Below are 19,523 nucleotides of genomic sequence, written 5' to 3' on the forward strand. Positions count from 1 at the left end.
TCACCCTCTCCGCCCTCACCGCCACCCCCCGCCACACCCCCCGCGCCGTCATCGTCGCCCTCCACGGCGTCGGCATGAGCGCCGGATACTTCGACAACCGCGCCCGCCCCGGCCTGTCCCTGCTCACCCTCGGCGCCCAGCTCGGCCACACCGTCATCGCCCCCGACCGCCCCGGCTACGGCGCCTCCGCCACCGCCCTGCCCCGCGGCCAGAACCTCGGCGACCAGAGCGACACCCTCCACACCGCCCTCGCCCGCTACGCCGAAACCCACCCCACCGGCGCCGGATTCTTCCTCCTCGCCCACTCCGGCGGCGCCCGCCTCGCCCTCGCCGCCGCCGCCGACCCCCGCGCCGCCCGGGTGATCGGCCTCGACCTCTCCGGCATCGGCACCCGCCTCGCCGCCGCCCCCCACCAGCTCCCCGGCCCCGCCCGCCGCGGCGACTGGCGCCGCCACTGGGGCTCCCTGCGCCTCTACCCGCCCGGCGCCCTGCGCCTCGGCGGCCAACTCGTGCGCCCCGTCCCCGCCCTCGAAGCCGCCGAAACCCCCGCCTGGCCCGCCCGCTACCCCCGCCTCGCCGCCCGCGTCACCGCCCCCGTCCGCTTCACCTTCGCCGAACAGGAACGCTGGTGGCACCACGACCCCGCCGCCCTGCGCGAACTCCTCGCCCCCCTCGCCTCCCCGCGCGCCGAAGCCGTCCGCCTCCCCGACGCCGGACACAACATCAGCCTCGGCTGGGCCGCCCGCACCTACCATCTGCGCGCCCTCGCCTTCCTGGAGGAATGCCTGCTCACCCGCGACGCCGCGGACCCCTCCAGCACCCTGCGCACCACCGCCGGCCCCCGCACCCCCGCCGCCCCGCACCCCCCGCACCACCTGACATCCCCCTGAAGAAGGTTGACCTGGATCTGACACGGTTCCCATTGACCGGCCGACCGGGAGCTAAGAGCCTTTCAGTGAGCATCCCGTGACGTAAAGCCGCATACGTCATCGGCGACGCCGGCCCGGACACACCGGCCCGGCAGACCGGCGCCGCCCACCCGGCAGACGCGACCGGCCCGCCCACCCGGCGGGCCGGTCCGCCCTGCCCGCACACACCTTCAGTTCGCCCGGGTTCATCCCGAATCACCGCAAGGAACACACACATGAGTGACGTGAAGGATCTGGTCCAGGTCGCCGGCATCATCGACGCCGACGAGGCCGCGATGCTCGCCGAGGAAGGCGTCGACTGGTTCGGCTTCCCCCTGCGCCTGCCCTCCGGCAAGGACGACATATCCGAGGCCGACGCCACCGCCGTCATCGGCTCCCTGAAGACCCCCCAGGAGGGCGTCCTCATCAGCTACCTCACCGACGCCGACGAGATCAGCGCCTTCACCGCCGAACTCGGCGTCCGCGCCGTCCAGCTCCACGGCGACGTCGAGCCCGAGCAGCTGCGCAAGCTCAAGACCGCCCGCCCCGACCTCTACGTCCTCAAGAGCCTGGTCGTCAAGGCCGACAACGCCGACGAACTCCTGCGCCTCGTCGACGACGTCGCCGAATGGGTCGACATGTTCATCACCGACACCTTCGACCCCGCCACCGGCGCCAAGGGCGCCACCGGCCTCACCCACGACTGGTCGGTCAGCGCCGAACTCGTCCGCCGTTCCCCCAAGCCCCTCATGATGGCCGGCGGCCTCACCCCCGAGAACGTCGCCGACGCCATCCGCGCCGTACGCCCCGCCGCCGTCGACGCCCACACCGGCCTGGAGGGCCCCGACCGCCGCAAGGACCGCGCCAAGGTCGCCAAGTTCGTCGCCGAATCCCGCAGGGCATTCGCCGAAATCGCCTGACACACCCCGGGCCCACCCCGCCCGGGCCCGGCCCCCCGCGGCCGGCCCGGGCCCGGAAGGCCCCACCGACCGACGAAGAAGCAGGTTCCCATGGTGACCGGCCCCACAGTCCACCCGCTGCCCCAGACCAACCAGCTGCGGGCCATGCACACGATCATCCGAGACCGCGACGCCTCACGCGCGGACTTCGTCCGCTACTCCCGGCGCATCATCCGCCTGCTCCTCGAATCGGCCCTGGACCAGCTGCCGTTCGACAAACACCAGGTCACCACCCCCGTCGGCGCCACCTACGACGGACTGGGCTTCACCGGCGACCTCTGCGCCGTCTCCGTCATCCGCGCCGGCGACGCCATGCTGGACGAGGCCCGCGACCTCATCCCCGGCCTGCGCATCGGCAAAATCCTCATCCAGCGCGACAAGACCACCAAACTCCCGCACCTGTACTACCAGAACCTCCCCGACGACATCGCCGGCCGCCACGTCCTGCTCACCGAACCGATGCTCGCCACCGGCGGCAGCGCCAAAGCCGCCATCCGCGTCCTCCTCGACGCCGGCGTCCGGGAGAAGAACATCGTCTTCGTCAACTTCCTCGCCTCTCCCGAGGGCATCGAAACCCTCCACGCCGCCCACCCCGCCGTGACCGTGGTCACCTCCTCCATCGAGGAACGCCTCAACGAGAACGCGTTCATGATCCCCGGCATCGGCGACTTCGGCGACCGCTTCTTCGGCACCACCGACTCGGCGGTGACCCCGTGAACCACCGCTCCCTGGCGGACTCCGCCCTCACCGCCCTCGCCCCCGCGGTCTGGGGCTCCACCTACCTCGTCACCACCGAATTCCTCCCCGCCGACCGGCCCCTGCTCGCCTCCGTCCTGCGCGCCCTGCCCGCCGGACTCATCCTCCTGGCCATCGGCCGCACCCTGCCCCGCGGCATCTGGTGGTGGCGCGCCCTGGTCCTGGGCGTCCTCAACATCGGCGCCTTCTTCTACCTCCTCTTCGTCGCCGCCTACCACCTCCCCGGCGGCGTCGCCGCCCTCGTCATGACCATCCAGCCCATGCTGGTCCTGCTGCTGGGCACCCTGCTCCTCAAGGACAAGATCAAAGGCGTCCACGTCACCGCCTGCGTCCTGGGCGCCGCCGGAGTCGCCCTCCTCGTCCTCCAGCCCGACGCCGGACTCAGCACCACCGGCGTCATCGCCGGCCTCCTCGGCGCCGTCTCCATGGCCCTGGGCATCGTCCTCACCAAACGCTGGGGCCGCCCCGAAGGCGTCGGCCTGCTCACCTTCACCGGCTGGCAGCTCACCGTCGGCGGCCTCGTCCTGGTCCCCGTCGCCCTCATCGGCGAAGGCCTGCCCCGCACCCTCACCGGCGAGAACCTCTGGGGCTTCGCCTACCTCGGCATCATCGGCGCCCTCCTCGCCTACGCCCTGTGGTTCCGCGGCGTGGAACGGCTGCCCGCCCTCGCCGTCTCCTTCCTCAGCTTCGCCTCACCCCTCGCCGCCACCCTCCTCGGCTGGTTCGTCCTCGACCAGGCCCTGTCCCCGCTCCAGATCACCGGAGCGCTGATCGTGGTGGCCGCCGTCGTCCTGGCCCAGCCCCGCCCCGCCCGCCGAACCCCCGCACCCCCGCCCGCGCCCGCCCGCGCCGGCGAACAGCCCCGCGAGCACGCCGGCGCCTGACCACCGCCCGCGCCACCGGCCCCGCCCGCCCGAGAACTTCCCGTCCCACCTCCCCCGACGAGGACGGGAAGCGGGCCGTGGCACACCGCGGCGATTCCCCCGCCCGCGGTGTGCCACCCGCCCCACCCCGACCTCAAGGACAGGACCCACCGCCGTGCCCCACATCCACATCTCGCACCACCCGCGGAACTTCACCCCGCAGCAGCTCACCGACATCGACACCGCCCTCACCGAGGCCGTCACCCGCCTCTTCCCCGCCGACGCCGACGCCGTCTCCATCTCCCTGGAGCCCGTCACCCCCGAGGAATGGGGCACCACCGTCATGCCCCACCTCGCCGACCAGCAGGGCCGCGACCAGCTGCTGCGCACACCCGGCTACTGGAACGGCAAGTGAGGGACACCGCGATGAGCAACCGCCACACCATCCCCCTCGTCTTCACCGACGAGGTCCGCGACGCCCTGCGCACCGGCCGCCCCGTCGTGGCCCTGGAGAGCAACGTCATCACCCACGGCCTGCCCTACCCCGACAACGCCGCCACCGCCCGCAAGGTCGAGGACGCCGTCCGCGCCGGCGGCGCCGTACCCGCCACCATCTGCATCGACGCCGGCGAGATCCGCGTCGGCATGACCGACGCCGACATCGAGCGCTTCGCCTCCCTGCCCGGCATCCCCAAGGTCTCCAGCCGCGACATGCCCGTCGTCCTGGCCGGCGGCGGACCCGGCGCCACCACCGTCGCCTCCTCCGTCGTCGCCGCCGAACTCGCCGGCATCACCTGGTTCTCCTCCGCCGGCATCGGCGGCGTCCACCGCGGCGCCCAGGACACCTGGGACGTCTCCTCCGACCTCATCCAGTTCACCCGCTCCCGCACCGCCGTCGTCTGCGCGGGCGCCAAAATGATCCTCGACCTCGGGCTGACCCTGGAATACCTCGAAACCCAGTGCGTCCCCGTCGTCTCCTACCGCTGGGACGACTTCCCCGCCTTCTACTGCCGCACCAGCGGCCACCGCGCCCCGCACCGCCTCGACGACGAACACGCCATCGCCCGCGCCGCCGAGGCCCACTGGGCCCTGGGCAACCACAGCTCCTTCCTGATCACCACCCCGGTCAGGGAGGAGGACGCCATCGACTCCGCCGAGGTCGACACCGCCATCCGCGAAGCCGTCACCGCCGCCGCCCGCGACGGCGTCACCGGCCAGGGCATCACCAAATACCTGATGCACGCCGTCGACGCCGCCACCAGGGGCCGCTCCGCCCGCGCCAACATGGCCGTCCTCGCCTCCTGCGCCGAAGCCGCCGGCCGGCTCGCCACCGCCCACGCCCAGCACCTCGCCGAACGGGCACAGAAGAGCTGACCGCCCGCCCGGCACCCCGCCGAACGAGCACAGAGCCAACCGCCCCGCCCGGCACCCGCCGAACGAGCACAGAGCCAACCGCCCCGCCCGGCACCCGCCGAACGAGCACAGAGCCAACCGCCCCGCCCGGCACACACCGGACCACCACGCGCACCAACGCACCGAACCTCACCGAGGAGAAGCATGTCCGACAAGCTGTTCGAGCCGGTCACCCTGGGGAAGCTGACCCTGAGCAACCGCATGGTCATGGCACCCATGACCCGCAACCGCGCCACCCCCGACGGCCGCGCCACCGCCCTGATGGCCACCTACTACGGCCAGCGGGCCGGCGCCGGCCTCATCATCACCGAGGGCATCCAGCCCAGCGCGGTCGGCCAGGGCTTCCTCAACACCCCCGGCCTGCACACCCCGCAGCAGACCGAATCCTTCAAACCCGTCACCGACGCCGTCCACCGCGCCGGCGGCAAGATCGTCGCCCAGCTCATGCACTCCGGCCGCATCGGCCACCCCGCGCTCTACCCCCACAGCGCCCACCGCTCCGTCGCCCCCTCCCCGGTCACCCCCGCCGGCCAGTGCTTCGGCCCCGACGGCCCCCTCGACTACCAGCAGCCCCACGAACTCACCCGCGACGAGATCGCCGCCACCGTCCGCGACTTCGCCGACGCCGCCCACCACGCGATCGAAGCCGGCTTCGACGGCGTCGAGATCCACGCCGGCAACGGCTTCCTCCTCCACCAGTTCCTCGCCTCCAACACCAACGAGCGCACCGACGAATACGGCGGCTCCATCGCCGCCCGCATCCGCTTCCCCCTCGAAGTCATCGAAGCCTGCGCCGACCGCATCGGCGCCGACCGCGTCGGCGTCCGCATCTCCCCGGCCAACCCCTACAACGACATCACCGAGAACGACACCGACGAGCTCTACCACGCCCTCGTCGCCGCCCTGCCCCCCGTCGCCTTCCTCCACATCATGGAAGGCGGCAACCGCGCCACCACCGCCGCCGTCCGCGCCCAGTGGACCGGCACCATCATCCTCAACCCCCACCCCGGCGACATGACCCCCGTCACCGCCGACGCCGCCGCCGAAGCCCTCGACCAGGGCGTCGCCTGCGCCGTCGCCTTCGGCGCCCTCTTCCTCGCCAACCCCGACCTCCCCGACCGCCTGCGCGCCGGCGGCCCCTTCAACGAACTCGACCCCGCCACCCTCTACGGCGGAGACCACCGCGGCTACACCGACTACCCGTCGCTCGGGGAGGCGGAAGCCGCGTGAACACCGCGGGGGACATGCTGCTCTTCTCGGGACGGGCCCACCCCGCCCTGGCCGACGCCGTCGCCGCCGAACTGGGCACCGAACTCGTCCCCACCAAAGCGATCGACTTCGCCAACGGCGAGATCTACATCCGCTACCACGCCTCGGTGCGCGGCAAGGACTGCTTCGTCATCCAGAGCCACACGGCCCCCATCAACAAATCGATCATGGAACAGCTCATCATGATCGACGCACTGAAACGGGCCTCCGCACGCAGCATCACCGTGATAGCCCCCTTCTACGGATACGCCCGCCAGGACCGCAAACACAGCGGCCGCGAACCCATCTCGGCCCGCCTCATGGCGGACCTGCTCACCACCGCGGGCACCGACCGGATCCTCACCGTCGACCTCCACGCCGACCAGATCCAGGGCTTCTTCAACGGCCCCGTCGACCACCTGTTCGCCATGCCGGTCCTCGCCGACCACATCGGCGCCCAGGCCGACCGCGACGCCCTCACCGTCGTCTCACCCGACGCCGGCCGCGTCCGCGTCGCCGACGGCTGGTGCGACCGGCTCGGCGCCCCGCTGGCGATCGTCCACAAACGGCGCGACAAGGACGTGGCCCACCAGGTCACCGCCCACGAGGTCGTCGGCGAGGTCAAGGACCGCGTCTGCGTCCTGGTCGACGACATGATCGACACCGGCGGCACCATCTGCGCCGCCGCCGACGCCCTGTTCGCCCAGGGAGCACGGGACGTCATCGTCGCCGCGACACACGGAGTCCTCTCCGGCCCCGCCGCCGACCGGCTGAAGAACTCCGCCGTCAGCGAGTTCGTCTTCACCGACACCCTCCCGGTGCCCGGCGCCCTCGGACTGGACAAGATCACCGTCCTGCCCATCGCGCCGCTCATCGCCGGAGCGGCCCGAGAGGTGTTCGAGAACGGATCGGTCACCCGGCTTCTCCAGGGCCGGTGAACACCGGGGCGGGCGGGCCCGACGGGGGCCCGCCCGCCCGCATCGGGGGACGCGGCACACCACCGCGCCTCCCGGCACTTCCGGGCGGACGGCCCGGCACCCGGCACCCCCGGCCCCCGGGCCGGACCGCCGCCGCGGGCACCCGCCCGCGCCGGCCGCCGCGCCGGCGCCGGTCCCGCCGCACCCGCGGTGCCCCCACCCCGCGGACACGGGTCCGACACGGCGGGCCATGGCAGACCGGACGGCCGCCCAGCCGCACCGGTCGCGCGGGCGCGGAGCGAGCGCGCCCGCTGTTCCAGCGAGGAAAGTAAGGAAACGAGATGACCTTTCAGGAGCCCAGCGTGCCCGACCCCTCCCTCACCGGCGCCGTGACACTGCCCGGCCTGCTCGCCCAGCGGGTCGCCGAACACCCCGACGCGGCCGCGGTCGTCTACCGGGACGAAACCCTCACCTACCGTGAACTCGCCCGCCGCAGCGCCGCGGCGGCCGAGTACCTGCTGCACCTGGGCGTCACCCGCGACGACTGCGTCGGCCTCTTCGTGGAACCCTCCACCGACCTGATGGTCGGCGCCTGGGGCATCCTCACCGCCGGCGCCGCCTATCTGCCGCTCTCCCCGGAATACCCCGAGGACCGGCTCCGCTACATGATCGAGAACAGCGGCGCCAAAATCCTCCTCGCCCAGGAGCGCCTCACCTCCCGGCTGTGCGAACTCGCCCCCCGCGACACCACCATCATCACCCTGCGCGACACCGAGCCCTTCGCCCCGCCGCCCGGCCGCGAGCCGCCCGCCGCGAACCGGCCCGCCCCCGGCGACCTCGCCTACGTCATCTACACCTCCGGCTCCACCGGCCGCCCCAAGGGCGTCATGATCGAGCACCGCAGCATCGTCAGCCAGCTGCGATGGCTCCGCGACACCCACGGCATCGGCCGCACCACGACGATTCTCCAGAAAACCCCCATGAGCTTCGACGCCGCCCAGTGGGAGATCCTCGCCCCCGCCAACGGCGCCACCGTCGTCATGGGCAGCCCCGGCGTCTACGCCGACCCCGAGGGCCTCATCGACACCATCGACCGCCACCGGGTCACCACCCTCCAGTGCGTCCCCACCCTCCTCCAGGCCCTCCTGGACACCGAGAGACTCGACGCCTGCACCTCCCTGCGCCAGATCTTCAGCGGCGGCGAGGCCCTCTCCCGCGTCCTGGCCCTCCAGACCACCCAGGAACTCCCCGGCCGCGAACTGGTCAACCTCTACGGCCCCACCGAATGCACCATCAACACCTCCTCCCACACCGTGCGCGCCGGCGCCCTGCGCGACGCCCCCGGTGAGGGATCCCAGTCCGTCACCATCGGCAGCCCCGCCGCCGGCACCGAGTACCACATCCTCGGCAAGGACCTCGCCCCCGTCGCCCCCGGCGAGATCGGCGAACTCCACATCGGCGGCATCCAGCTCGCCCGCGGCTACCTCCACCGCCCCGACCTCACCGCCGAACGCTTCCTCGACATCGAACTCCAGTCCGGACAGCCCCCGGTGCGCCTCTACCGCACCGGCGACCTCGCCCAGTGGAACACCGACGGCACCGTCCAGTTCGCCGGCCGCGCCGACAACCAGATCAAACTCCGCGGCTACCGCGTCGAACTCGACGAGATATCCCTGGCGATCGAGAACCACGACTGGGTCCGCAACGCCGCCGTCATCGTCCGCAACGACACCCGCACCGGCTTCCAGAACCTCATCGCCTGCATCGAGCTCAGCGAGAAGGAAGCCGCCCTCATGGACCAGGGCAACCACGGCTCCCACCACGCCTCCAAGAAGAGCAAACTCCAGGTCAAGGCACAGCTGTCCAACCCCGGCCTGCGCGACCGCGAGGACCTCGCCCGCCGCACCGCCCACGACCTGCCCGGCGCCTGCGCCACCACCGAACAGCGCCGCCGCATCTTCGCCCGCAAGACCTACCGCTTCTACGAGGGCCCGGCCGTCACCTCCGCCACCCTCCACGACCTCCTCGCGGCCCGCGTCCCCGCCGGCGTCCCCCGCGACCCCGCCGACCTCACCCGCGACGAACTCGGCCGCCTGCTGCGCTGGTTCGGCCAGTGCCAGAGCGAGGAACGCCTCCTGCCCAAATACGGCTACGCCTCACCCGGCGCCCTCTACGCCACCCAGATGTACCTCGAACTCGAAGGCATCGCCGGCCTGGAGGCGGGCTACTACTACTACCAGCCCGTCACCCACCAGCTCGTCCTCATCAGCACCGCCGCCGCCACCGGCACCCCCCGCGCCCTGGTCCACTTCATGGGCAGACACAGCGGCATCGAACCCGTCTACAAGAACAACATCCGCGAAGTCCTGGAAATCGAGACCGGCCACATCCTCGGCCTCTTCGAGCAGATCCTGCCCGACCACGGCCTCGACATCCGCCCCCTCGCCCACGACGAGGCCGTCCGCCACCGCCTGGACTGCGCCGCGGACGACCACTACCTCGGCACCTTCGAACTCGCCCCCGCCGGCCCCGCCCGCGACGACGAGTCCGATCTCTACCTCCAGACCCACGGCGACCGCGTCGCCGGCCTCCCCGCCGGCCAGTACCGCTGGAACAACGGCACCCTGACCCGCTTCAGCGACGACATCGTCCTCAAGAAGCACGTCATCGCCATCAACCAGTCCGTCTACGACGCCGCCTCCTTCGGCATCACCGTCGTCAGCCGCGCCCGCGAGAGCTGGCTCCACTACATCGAACTCGGCCGCCGCCTCCAGCACCTCATGATGAACGGCCTCGGCCTGGGCTTCATGTCCTCCGGCTACAGCTCCAAGACCGGCAACCCGCTGCCCGCCTCCCGCCGCATGGACACCGTCCTGGCCGACAACAACCTCCCCACCGGCCCCTCCTACTTCTTCGTCGGCGGCGCCGTCAGCCCCGACCAGCAGACCAGCGAAGGCATGCGCGAGGACGCCGTCCACATGCGCGGCCCCGCCGAAATGATCCGCGACGACCTCGTCGGCTTCCTCCCCGACTACATGATCCCCAACCGCGTCGTCGTCTTCGACCGCCTCCCCCTCTCCGCCAACGGCAAGATCGACGCCAAGGCCCTCGCCGAATCCGACCAGGTCAACGCCGAACTCGTCGAACGCCCCTTCGTCGCCCCGCGCACCGAGACCGAGAAGACCATCACCCGCGTCTGGGCCCGCATCCTGCGCCGCGACAGCGTCTCCGTCCAGGACGACTTCTTCGAATCCGGCGGCAACTCCCTCATCGCCGTCGGCATCATCCGCGAACTCAACACCCGACTCGGCGCCGCCCTGCCCCTGCAGAGCCTCATCGAGTCCCCGACCGTCGAAAAACTCGCCCGCCGCCTCGAACGCGACGCCATCGAACAGTCCTCCCGCCTCCTGCGCCTGCACGCCGACGGCCCCGGCAGACCCGTCATCTGCTGGCCCGGACTCGGCGGCTACCCGATGAACCTGCGCACCCTCGCCTGCGAGATCGGCCTCTCCCGCGCCTTCTACGGCGTCCAGGCCCACGGCATCAACGAAGGCGAGACCCCCTACGCCACCATCGGCGAGATGGCCGCCGCCGACATCGCCGCCATCAAGGAAATCCAGCCCGACGGCCCCTACACCCTGTGGGGATACTCCTTCGGCGCCCGCGTCGCCTTCGAAACCGCCCACCAGCTCGAACAGGCCGGCGAACGCGTCGACCACCTCTTCCTCATCGCCCCCGGCTCACCCCGGGTCCGCGCCGCCGACGGAGCCGTCCACGGCCGCGACGCCTCCTTCACCAACAAGGCGTTCACCACCATCCTCTACTCCGTCTTCACCGGCTCCATCACCGGACCCGAACTCCGGCAATGCCTCGAAGCCGGCCGCGACGAAGCCTCATTCGCCGCCTTCATCAGCGACCTCAAGGGAATCGACGAAGAACTCACCCGCCGGATCATCGAAGTCGTCCGCCAGACCTACGAATTCGAATACTCCTTCCGCGAACTCGCCGAACGCAACATCACCGCACCCGTCACCATCTTCAAGGCCCGCGGCGACGACTACTCCTTCATCGAGAACAGCAGCGGATTCTCCGCCGCCGACCCCACCGTCATCGACCTCGACGCCGACCACTACAGCCTGTTGCGGAACCCCGACATCCGCCAGCTCGTCAAGCACATCCGCTACCTGCTCGGATAGCCCCCGGCACCCCGCCAGGCGAGCCCGCCCCGCCGGAACGAATCCGGCGGGGCGGCCGTATTGCCCCGCCCCTGACACCACAAGAAGAAACCCGCCCGCAGCCATCCCGTTCCTGACGCAAGTTGACAGCCACCTGACCCTGCGCCGATTGACGCACATAAAGCCGCCCAACAGACTTTTGGTAAATCCAGGCGGACCTCCCACCGCACTCCACCATCCGTCGAAGACCGTTCGGAAACGCCGCTGTCCTTGCTGACGAGGAGTTAAAATCCATGCGCTTCAATCTCATCGGCCCCTTTGAGATCGTCACCGATGACGGCAGGATCCACCGCCCCGGAACTCCGAAGGTCTGCCAGACACTGGCCCTGCTGCTCACCCGGCCCAACGAGATCGTCACCGCCGAATCCCTCATCCAGGACCTGTGGGGCGAAAAACCCCCGCGCAGTGCCGTCACCACCCTCCAGACGTACGTCTACCACGCCCGCCGCATGTTCGTGAACGAGAACCTCGCCGCCCCCGGCCGCTCCCTCATCGTCACCAGCCCCCCCGGCTACGCCATCCGCGTCGACGACTCCGAGGTCGACATCCGCATCTTCGAACGCCTCGTCGCCCAGTCCCGCAACGAACTCAGCGAAGGCGACCCCCTCGCCGCCCTCACCACCGTCCGCCGCGCACTGGACCTGTGGCGCGGACCGGCCCTGTCCAACTTCCCCGCCGGCGACGTCCTCACCGGCCACATCGTCCACCTCGAGGAACTGCGCATCCGCGCCTTCGAGATACGCATCGAGGCCGAGGACCAGCTCGGCCGCCACCGCGAATCCATCCCCGAACTGCGCCGCCTCATCAACGACTACCCCCTCAACGAATGGTTCCACAGCCAGCTCATCGCCGCCCTCGGCGCCGCCGGCCGCCGCGCCGAAGCCCTCCAGGCCTACCAGAACGTCCGCCGCCTCCTCGCCGACGAACTCGGCCTCGAACCCTCCCTGGAACTCAAACAGCTCCAGATCTGGCTCCTGAGCCCCGTACGCCAGCCCGCCCCCGGCCGCGCCCCCACCCCCGTACCCGGACGCACCCCCGGCCGCGCCCCCCTCACCGCCCGCCCCACCCGCCGTGAACACCTCGCCGCCCCCTCCGGCATCTGACACCCCGCCCCCGCACCCCCCGCACGGAAGAGTCCCGGCACGGCCCACCGGGCCGTACCGGGACTCTTCCGCGCCGGGCGCGCGAACCTCAGACCGTGCCCGCGCCCTCCGGCGCCGCGCCGCCGCCCGCGGCACCCGCCGCCGACACCTCGGCCAGCACCCGCAGAATCGCCGTCTGCCGCGCATCACGCTCACGCACCAGCTCCTCGTACGAGGAACCCCCGTACGCCCGCTCCGCCTGCCCGATCAGCGAATCGATCGTCTCCTGGTCCATCGGAGGCCGGCCCAGCTGCTCCCAGCCGCGCTCCAGCCCCGACCCCAGCGTCCCCAGCCACTTGCGCAGCCCGCCGTGCCCCCCGCCCAGATGGAAGGCGAGAAACGGGCCCACAGTGGCCCAGCGCAGCCCGATGGAGTGCGTGACCACCCGGTCCAGCTCCTCCAGCGACACCACACCCTCACGCACCAGATGCACCGACTCCCGCAGCAGCGCCGACTGCAGCCGGTTCGCCGCGAACGCCAGAATCGGCTTCCGCAGCACCACCGGCACCCGGCTCACCGACTCGAAGAACGCCACCGCCTCCGCGACCGCCTCCGGCGACGTCCGCTCCCCGGCGACCACCTCCACCAGCGGCACCACATGCGGCGGATTGAACGGATGACCGACCACCAGCCGGCTCGAATCCGCCATCCGCGCACCCATGTCGTCCGGACTCAGCGTCGACGTCGACGACAGGATCAGCGCCTCCGGCGCCGCCGCCTTCCCGATCCGCTCGAACAGCTCCTGCTTCAGGGCCAGATTCTCCGGAGCGTTCTCCACGATCACCGACGCCCCGGCCACCGCCCGCTCCAGGTCCGGCTCGAACTCCAGCCGCTCCCCGAACCCGGCCGGATCCGCGCTGCCCTCGGGCAGATACGGCGCGAACAGCTCCAGGCCCTCGGCCACCACCCGCGGCGCGTCCGGGCGCCGGCTGTTGACCCGCACCCGCAGCCCATGGCCCAGGAACAGGGCGATCCAGCCCAGCCCGATGGTGCCCGCGCCGATCACCGTGACCGTCCGCCCGCTCTGCGCGGCGCTCATCCCCGGCCCCCGTTCAGCTTCGGGATGACCTGCTCGGCCATCAGCCGCATCGTGGTGGCCGCGTCCTCGAACGACAGATGACCCGAGTGCACCCCCAGGCTGATCGTGATGTCGTCACCGAACCACCCGGAGATCCGCTCCAGCTGCGCCCGCACCTGCTCCGGCGCGCCCACCAGCAGCTTCTGCTGCTCCATCTTCGACTCGAAATGCGAGGTGCGGGTGGCCTCCACCAGCTTCTCGTACCCCGGATACGCCTCCGACCGCGTCGTGCCCCACGAGGCCACCGCGTCACGGATCGCCGCCGAGTTGCGGTCGTCGTCCAGCCGGCCCTTGACCCGGGCCCGCTCACCGTCCTCGTCCACCACACACGGATAGCTGAAGTGGATCTGCTCCGTCCCCGGCTCCCGGCCGCCCGCCGCCCACTCCGCGCGGTAGAGCGAGAGCCGGTGCTGCAGCTCCTCGGTGGACATCACATTGGGCACCGTCTGCAGATGATGCCCCGCCCGGCCCGCCTCCGCGCACGACTCGGCACTGCGCGCCGTCGTCACGAACACCGGCGGATGCGGCTGCTGCACCGGCCGCGGCAGCAGCGTCACCGGACCGAACCGGTGGAACCGCCCCTCCACGACCACGTCCTCCTCGGCCCACAGCCGCTTGATGGCGTCCACCCCCTCGACGAACCGGTCCTTCGACTCGTCGATGGAGACCCCGAACGCCTTGAACTCGTCCGGCAGGAAAGCCCGCCCGAACGCGGCGTCCACCCGCCCGCCCGAGATGTTGTCCAGCATCGCCAGCTTCCCCGCCAGCTTCACCGGGTGCTGGAACGCCGGAATCGTGGCACTGGTGCCCAGCCGCACCCGCGAGGTCCGCCCCGCCGCCGCCGCCAGGAACGTCACCGGGTCGGGACTGTAGCCGCCATAGGCGAAGAAGTAGTGCTCCACCATCTTCACATGGTCGAACCCCAGCTCCTCGGCCAGATCCACCAGCCGCAGGGCCTCGTCGAAGTACTGCTGCGCACCGCGGTCGGCCGGGCCGACCGTGGGAAAGAAGACAATCCCGAATTTCACGGAGAACTCCTAGGGCGTTTCAGATGAATCAGGCGGGAGAAGGAGGGGAGGAGCCGGGGAGGAGCGGGGGAGTGCCGGTCAGCCGCGGTCCGAGCCGTCGTGCTCCAGATCACGCGAACGCACCTGCCAGGAACCGTCCACCGGCACCAGCCGGTCACGGCAGACCACACTCGCGAAGATGTCCAGCTCACCCCCGCGCTGGGTCCGCATCGCCAGCGCGTACGCCCGGGTCACCAGCGAACCGTCCCCGGCGTCGGTCACCTCCAGCATCCCCAGCCAGTGCCGGAAATCGACCTTCGCCTCCTCCAGCCGCACCTTGCGGGCCCGCGACGAGGCCCGGATGGCCTCCCGCCCCCGCAGCGGCTCATCCAGCCGGCTCGCCTCCTGGAACACCGCGTCCTCGGTGAACGTCCCCGCCCACTCATCGGGCCGGCCGTCGTCCAGCAGCCCCATCTGACGGGCGTAGAACTGCTGCACCCGCGCGTACACCTCCGCGGAGACAAAACCGTCCGCCGCGTTCCGCACCGGGTGCGGGGTCACATCACTCATCGAACTGCCCTTCCGATCACGCCGGATCACCGGCATCGCCATGGGTCACAACAGGGAGGGAACAGAAGCCGAAAACCAGCACCGGCGGGCACCGAAGGCCCCCGCGGCACACCCGGGCCCGCGCGTCACGCCGCGCAGATCCCGCCGTCCGCACTCAGCAGACCCGACCCGTACGCCGCCGCCGCCGGATCGAAACGCAGCGCCACATGACTCGACAGACTGTGCACATCACGCCACAGCCGCTGCAGCGGATGCCCCGCCAGCTGCGCCGTGCTGCCACAGCTGCGCAACAGCCGCTCGACCACATCCACCAGCTGCTCCACCGCGAACGCGCACTCCGCCGGCGACCGCAGCACATCCAGCGCACCCGCCCGCGGCGCGTCCGCCACCCCCGCCGCCCGCTCCATCAGCAACTGCGCCGCCCCCACCGCCACCACCGCACGCGACAGCGCGATCCGCAGCCCCGGCTCCTCCTCCCGCGCCCCCGTCCGCGAGTCATCCGCCCACACCCGCAGCGCCGCCCGCGCCGCCCCCAGCGCCGGAGCACCGAACAGCAGCCCGCTCACCAGCCGCAGCGGCACCGTGTGGCAGCGCGCGTCCGAACCCACCGCACGCCCCTCGGCCATCTCCTGACGCGCGAAGGCCCGGTGCGCGGGAACGAACACATTGTCCGCCAGCAGCGTGTTGCTGCCCGTACCCCGCATCCCCACCGACGTCCAGGTGTCCGCCACCCGGAAATCCTCCCGGGGCAGCGCCAGGAACCACGGCTCACGCCCCCCACCCCGCGGCACCAGCGCACACACCAGCGCCCAGTCCGAGAACCCCACCGCACTGGTGAAATTCCACTCCCCGCTCACCCGCCACCCGCCGGAGACCTCCGTGGCACCACCCCGCGGCATCAGCGCACCCACCACCGCCGTCTCCGGCCCCTTGGCCCACAGCTCCGCCTGCCCCTCATCCGGCAGAAACGCCCCCATCCGGCTCGCACCCGCCAGCACCGACGCACACCACCCCGCCGACGTGCACCCCTCCGCCAGCGCCGCCACCCCCTCCAGCAGCTCCCGCGCCGACCCCGCCCGGCCCCCGAAACGAGCCGGCACGAAATGCCCCGCGAACCCCGCCCCCACGATCCCCTCCGCCACCGCCGGCGACAACGCGCCCGCGGTATCGGCCAGATCGGCGTCCCTGGCCGCCAGCGCGGACAGCTCCCTCGCCCGCACGGACAGCTCCGTCATCCCCGATGGCGGCCAGCTCGGCATCAAAACCACATTCCTCGCTCGTCGTAGCGGCACAGCGGTGCGAAGGGCCGGCACAGCGGCCCCCCGAAGGCGGCACAGCGGTGCGAAGGACCGGCACGAAAACCCTCACCGCGCACGATCCAGACCGACTGGAACACTGCTCGACCCCTCACCCCGAACGCCCGTCCGCCACCAGCGTCCGCCGCGCCACCAGCAGACCCCCCGACTCCCCGCGGACCAGATCGTCGTAGCACAGCAGCGAACCGCGCACCTTCAGCGAACCCCCGCGCGGCGTCGCCATCGCCAGCGCGTAATACCGCGTCCGCAGCGAACCCTCCTCATCCCCCTCCTCGACCCCCACCATCCCGAACCAGTGCCGGAAATCCAGCCGCTGCGCCGCGATCCCCGCCACCCCCGCCCGCACCGACGCCAAAATCGCCGCCCGCCCCCGCTCCGGCTCCGGCTGCACCGTCGACGCGAACACCGCGTCCTCCGTGAACGTCGCCGCCCACGCCTCCGGATCCGCCTCATCCCCCTCCAGCAGCCCCATCTGCCACGTATAGAACTGCTGCACCTGCGCATACACCCCGGCCGGCACCCCGGCACCCGTCCCGCTCCAGATCGCACCCATCGCACGCGCGGCACTGATCGCACTCATCGGCAAACCCTCCTCATCGCTCACGGCGGCACTGACGGGACCAGCCTTCTCCCCGCCTCTCGAGCCCGAGTTGAGCCGCGCGGGCCATCGTGACCGCCCAAGCCCGGCAACCGGCGAAACGAGGCCCGCCCGCCATGCGCGCCCCGCCCCGCCGCCACGGCCCCCGCACCAGGCCCCGCGCCCGGCCGGACCGGCCGCACCGCCGCGCCGAACCGCACCACCCAGGCCGCCCCGCACACCCGCGGGACACGCCCCGCCCGCAGCGCCCCCGCCGCCGCCCCACCGGCCGCCCCGGGCACCGCACCCGGGGCCCGGCGAGCCGCCCGCACCCCGGGACGCCCCACCCGCCCGGCACGCACCCGGCCCCGCCACACCCGAACAGCACCCGTACAGCACCGCCGAAAGGAACCACCCGAACCATGAACAGCCACCCGACGGCCCGCACCCTGCGCCGCGCCGGAACCGCCCTGGGCACCGCCGCCCTGCTCACCGCCGCCCTGCCCGCCGGCACGGCAGCCGCCGGCCCGCACCCCGCACCCGCCCGCACGGCCGTCGCCGTCACCGACCTCGGCACCCTCCCCGGGGGCACCACCAGCCGCGCCTACTCGGTCAACAACAACAACGTCACCGTCGGCTACTCCACCAACGCCCAGGGAACCACCCGCCCCGTGCGCTGGTCCGCCGCCGGCACCATCAGCGACCTCGGCACCCTCCCCGGCGACACCGGCGGCACCGCGTTCAACCTCAACAGCCACGGCGTCGCCGTCGGCCGCTCCACCGCCGCCGACAACTCCGAACACGCCGTCCTGTGGCGCCCCGGCCGCCGCACCCCCTTCCCCCTCCAGACCCTGCCCGGCTCCACCAAGTCCCGCGCCTACGGCGTGAACAACCTCAACGTCTCCGTCGGCTTCTCCGCCACCCCCGACAACGTCTACAAGGCCATGCGCTGGACCCCCGGCGGCCAGGCCACCCACCTGCCCCCGCTGCCCGGCGCCACCGCCTCCGCCGCCGCCAAGATCAACAACCTCGGCACCGCGGTCGGCTACTCCCAGCAGGGCAGCGCCCAGCGGGCCGTCCGCTGGACCCCCGCCGGCACCCCCGTCGCCCTCGCCGGCGGCCCCCTGCCCGGCGACGACTCCACCCAGGCCAGCTGGATCAACGACCACGGCGTCGTGGTCGGCAACTCCTACCGCGCCGGCGCCGGATACGACGGCCCCTTCCACGCCCTGCGCTGGACCCCCGGCAACGCCGCCGTCCCCCTCCAGCCCCTGCCCGGCGACACCGGCACCGCCGTCTACGGCATCAACAACCAGGGAGTCGCCGTCGGCTTCTCCTACACCCCCGGCGGCGTCTACAGCGCCGTCAGCTGGAACGCCGCCGGCACCGTCACCAACCTCGCCGCGACCATACCCGGGGCCTGCGAGGCCTACCTCATCAGCGACAACGGATCGGCAGTCGGCTATCTGACCACACCCCAGGGCAACGTCCACGCCGCCCGCTGGCAGAGCTGACCGCCCGCGACCCAGGAGCAGCCATGTCACCAGCAGCCACCCGCCACCACACCCGCGAAACCCGGGTGAGCGCACCGGCCGCCGACGTCCACCGCCTCCTCGCCGCCGAGGACAACTGGCCCAGGATCTTCGCCCCCTTCATCCACCTGGAGAACCTCGGCCCCCGCGACGGCGGCGACCGGATCGGCATGTGGACCCACTCCGGCGACACCATCGAGCACTTCACCGCCGTCCGCCACACCGACCCCGACGCCCTGCGCGTCGCATTCCGCCCCGACAACCCGCCCCCGCACCTGGAGTCGATGCTCCGCACCTGGGTGACCGTCCCGCTCTCGCCGACCGAGTGCCTGCTGCGCCTCGAACACGACTACCGCCCGGCGCCCGGCGCCGCACCGGACGCCGACGACGCCCTCACCGCCACCCTCGACACCATCGCCCGCACCGAGACCGCCGCCGTCCGCGCCGCCGCCGAACTCGGCCCCCTCGCCCTGGTCACCGTCGAGGACACCGTCACCGTCCCGGCCCCCGCAGACCGGGTCCACACCGCCCTCTTCGACGCCGCCGGCTGGCCCGCCTTCATGGACCACGTCCTGCGCGCCGAGACCCTGCCCGGCGGCCCCGCCCACACCCACATCCTGGACATGGAGACCGCCGAGGCCCGCGGCGGCACCTTCACCACCAGAACCGCCCGAATCGCCCTGCCCGGCCGCAAGATCGCCTACAAACAGCTCCTGCTGCCCCCGCTCGGCGCCAGCCACCACGTCCAGTGGCACCTGGAGGACCACGACGGCGGCCGGGCCACCACCGTCCGCTCCGTCCAGACGGTCGTCATCAAGGAGGACGGCGTCGCCGCCGTCCTCGGCCCCGACACCGGCATCGAGGCCGCCCGCGGCTTCATCCGCGCCGAACTCAGCACCAAGGCCCGCCTCATCCTCGACGCCACCGCCCGCCGCTTCACCGCGGCACCCACCCCCTGACACCACCACCCGGCCGGTGCGGGCGCCCCACCGCCCGCACCGG

The 19,523-nt window shown here is 72.1% G+C and carries 17 protein-coding genes; 12 read left to right on the forward strand and 5 right to left on the reverse strand.

Annotation, left to right across the window (positions count from 1 at the left end; all coding sequences use genetic code 11):
- From AAFN69_RS27370 to AAFN69_RS27415, 10 genes are all read left to right on the forward strand, one after another.
- Positions 1-890 (forward strand): alpha/beta fold hydrolase (locus tag AAFN69_RS27370; RefSeq protein ID WP_347731503.1); only part of this gene is annotated, 890 nt, incomplete at its 5' end.
- Positions 891-1,144: 254 nt separating this feature from the next.
- Positions 1,145-1,828: a phosphoribosylanthranilate isomerase gene (locus AAFN69_RS27375; protein WP_347731504.1), complete on the forward strand. Its 684-nt coding sequence runs from the start codon at positions 1,145-1,147 to the stop codon at positions 1,826-1,828.
- A gap of 90 nt (positions 1,829-1,918) precedes the next feature.
- Positions 1,919-2,584: a uracil phosphoribosyltransferase gene (gene upp, locus AAFN69_RS27380; protein ID WP_347731505.1), complete on the forward strand. Its 666-nt coding sequence runs from the start codon at positions 1,919-1,921 to the stop codon at positions 2,582-2,584.
- Positions 2,581-3,507 (forward strand): EamA family transporter, encoded by a 927-nt coding sequence (locus AAFN69_RS27385; RefSeq protein ID WP_347731506.1) that lies wholly within the window; start codon positions 2,581-2,583, stop codon positions 3,505-3,507. Before upp ends, AAFN69_RS27385 begins: the two co-directional genes overlap by 4 nt.
- A gap of 154 nt (positions 3,508-3,661) precedes the next feature.
- On the forward strand, positions 3,662-3,901 hold the full coding sequence (locus AAFN69_RS27390) for a tautomerase family protein (protein ID WP_347731507.1): 240 nt from the start codon (positions 3,662-3,664) through the stop codon (positions 3,899-3,901).
- Between the two features lie 11 nt (positions 3,902-3,912).
- A complete protein-coding gene (locus AAFN69_RS27395) occupies positions 3,913-4,860 on the forward strand; it encodes a pseudouridine-5'-phosphate glycosidase (RefSeq protein WP_347731508.1) in 948 nt (315 codons plus the stop codon).
- 183 nt (positions 4,861-5,043) lie between these two features.
- Positions 5,044-6,129, forward strand: a complete 1,086-nt coding sequence (locus AAFN69_RS27400; protein ID WP_347731509.1) for an alkene reductase — start codon at positions 5,044-5,046, stop codon at positions 6,127-6,129.
- 14 nt (positions 6,130-6,143) lie between these two features.
- The gene (locus tag AAFN69_RS27405; protein WP_347731665.1) at positions 6,144-7,085 is read left to right on the forward strand and encodes a ribose-phosphate diphosphokinase; all 942 of its coding nucleotides are present in this window, start codon (positions 6,144-6,146) and stop codon (positions 7,083-7,085) included.
- A gap of 320 nt (positions 7,086-7,405) precedes the next feature.
- Entirely contained in the window at positions 7,406-11,260 is a 3,855-nt protein-coding gene (locus AAFN69_RS27410) for an amino acid adenylation domain-containing protein (RefSeq protein WP_347731510.1), read from the forward strand.
- Positions 11,261-11,532: 272 nt separating this feature from the next.
- Positions 11,533-12,402 carry an AfsR/SARP family transcriptional regulator gene (locus AAFN69_RS27415; protein ID WP_347731511.1) on the forward strand — a complete coding sequence of 290 codons (870 nt, stop codon included), beginning with the start codon at positions 11,533-11,535 and terminating at the stop codon, positions 12,400-12,402.
- Between the two features lie 88 nt (positions 12,403-12,490).
- On the opposite strand, the gene AAFN69_RS27420 is transcribed toward AAFN69_RS27415, so the two are convergent.
- The 5 genes from AAFN69_RS27420 to AAFN69_RS27440 all read right to left on the reverse strand — a co-directional run bounded on the left by AAFN69_RS27420 (position 12,491) and on the right by AAFN69_RS27440 (position 16,992).
- On the reverse strand, positions 12,491-13,480 hold the full coding sequence (locus AAFN69_RS27420) for a 3-hydroxyacyl-CoA dehydrogenase NAD-binding domain-containing protein (protein WP_347731512.1): 990 nt from the start codon (positions 13,478-13,480) through the stop codon (positions 12,491-12,493).
- Positions 13,477-14,547 (reverse strand): LLM class flavin-dependent oxidoreductase, encoded by a 1,071-nt coding sequence (locus AAFN69_RS27425; protein ID WP_347731513.1) that lies wholly within the window; start codon positions 14,545-14,547, stop codon positions 13,477-13,479. Before AAFN69_RS27425 ends, AAFN69_RS27420 begins: the two co-directional genes overlap by 4 nt.
- 78 nt (positions 14,548-14,625) lie before the next feature.
- Positions 14,626-15,096, reverse strand: a complete 471-nt coding sequence (locus AAFN69_RS27430; RefSeq protein WP_347731514.1) for a nuclear transport factor 2 family protein — start codon at positions 15,094-15,096, stop codon at positions 14,626-14,628.
- A 125-nt stretch (positions 15,097-15,221) separates the two neighbouring features.
- Complete coding sequence (locus tag AAFN69_RS27435; RefSeq protein ID WP_347731515.1) at positions 15,222-16,355, reverse strand: acyl-CoA dehydrogenase family protein; 1,134 nt, start codon at positions 16,353-16,355, stop codon at positions 15,222-15,224.
- Between the two features lie 148 nt (positions 16,356-16,503).
- Positions 16,504-16,992: a nuclear transport factor 2 family protein gene (locus AAFN69_RS27440; RefSeq protein WP_347731516.1), complete on the reverse strand. Its 489-nt coding sequence runs from the start codon at positions 16,990-16,992 to the stop codon at positions 16,504-16,506.
- 419 nt (positions 16,993-17,411) lie between these two features.
- Here AAFN69_RS27440 and AAFN69_RS27445 point away from each other — a divergent pair, with 419 nt between their 5' ends.
- Together AAFN69_RS27445 and AAFN69_RS27450 are read left to right on the forward strand one after the other, a co-directional pair.
- Complete coding sequence (locus AAFN69_RS27445) at positions 17,412-18,503, forward strand: hypothetical protein (protein ID WP_347731517.1); 1,092 nt, start codon at positions 17,412-17,414, stop codon at positions 18,501-18,503.
- A gap of 23 nt (positions 18,504-18,526) precedes the next feature.
- Positions 18,527-19,480 carry an SRPBCC family protein gene (locus AAFN69_RS27450; protein ID WP_347731518.1) on the forward strand — a complete coding sequence of 318 codons (954 nt, stop codon included), beginning with the start codon at positions 18,527-18,529 and terminating at the stop codon, positions 19,478-19,480.
- Positions 19,481-19,523 lie beyond the last annotated feature (43 nt).

The organism is Streptomyces sp. CAU 1734 (assembly GCF_039888735.1).
Classification (GTDB): domain Bacteria; phylum Actinomycetota; class Actinomycetes; order Streptomycetales; family Streptomycetaceae; genus Streptomyces.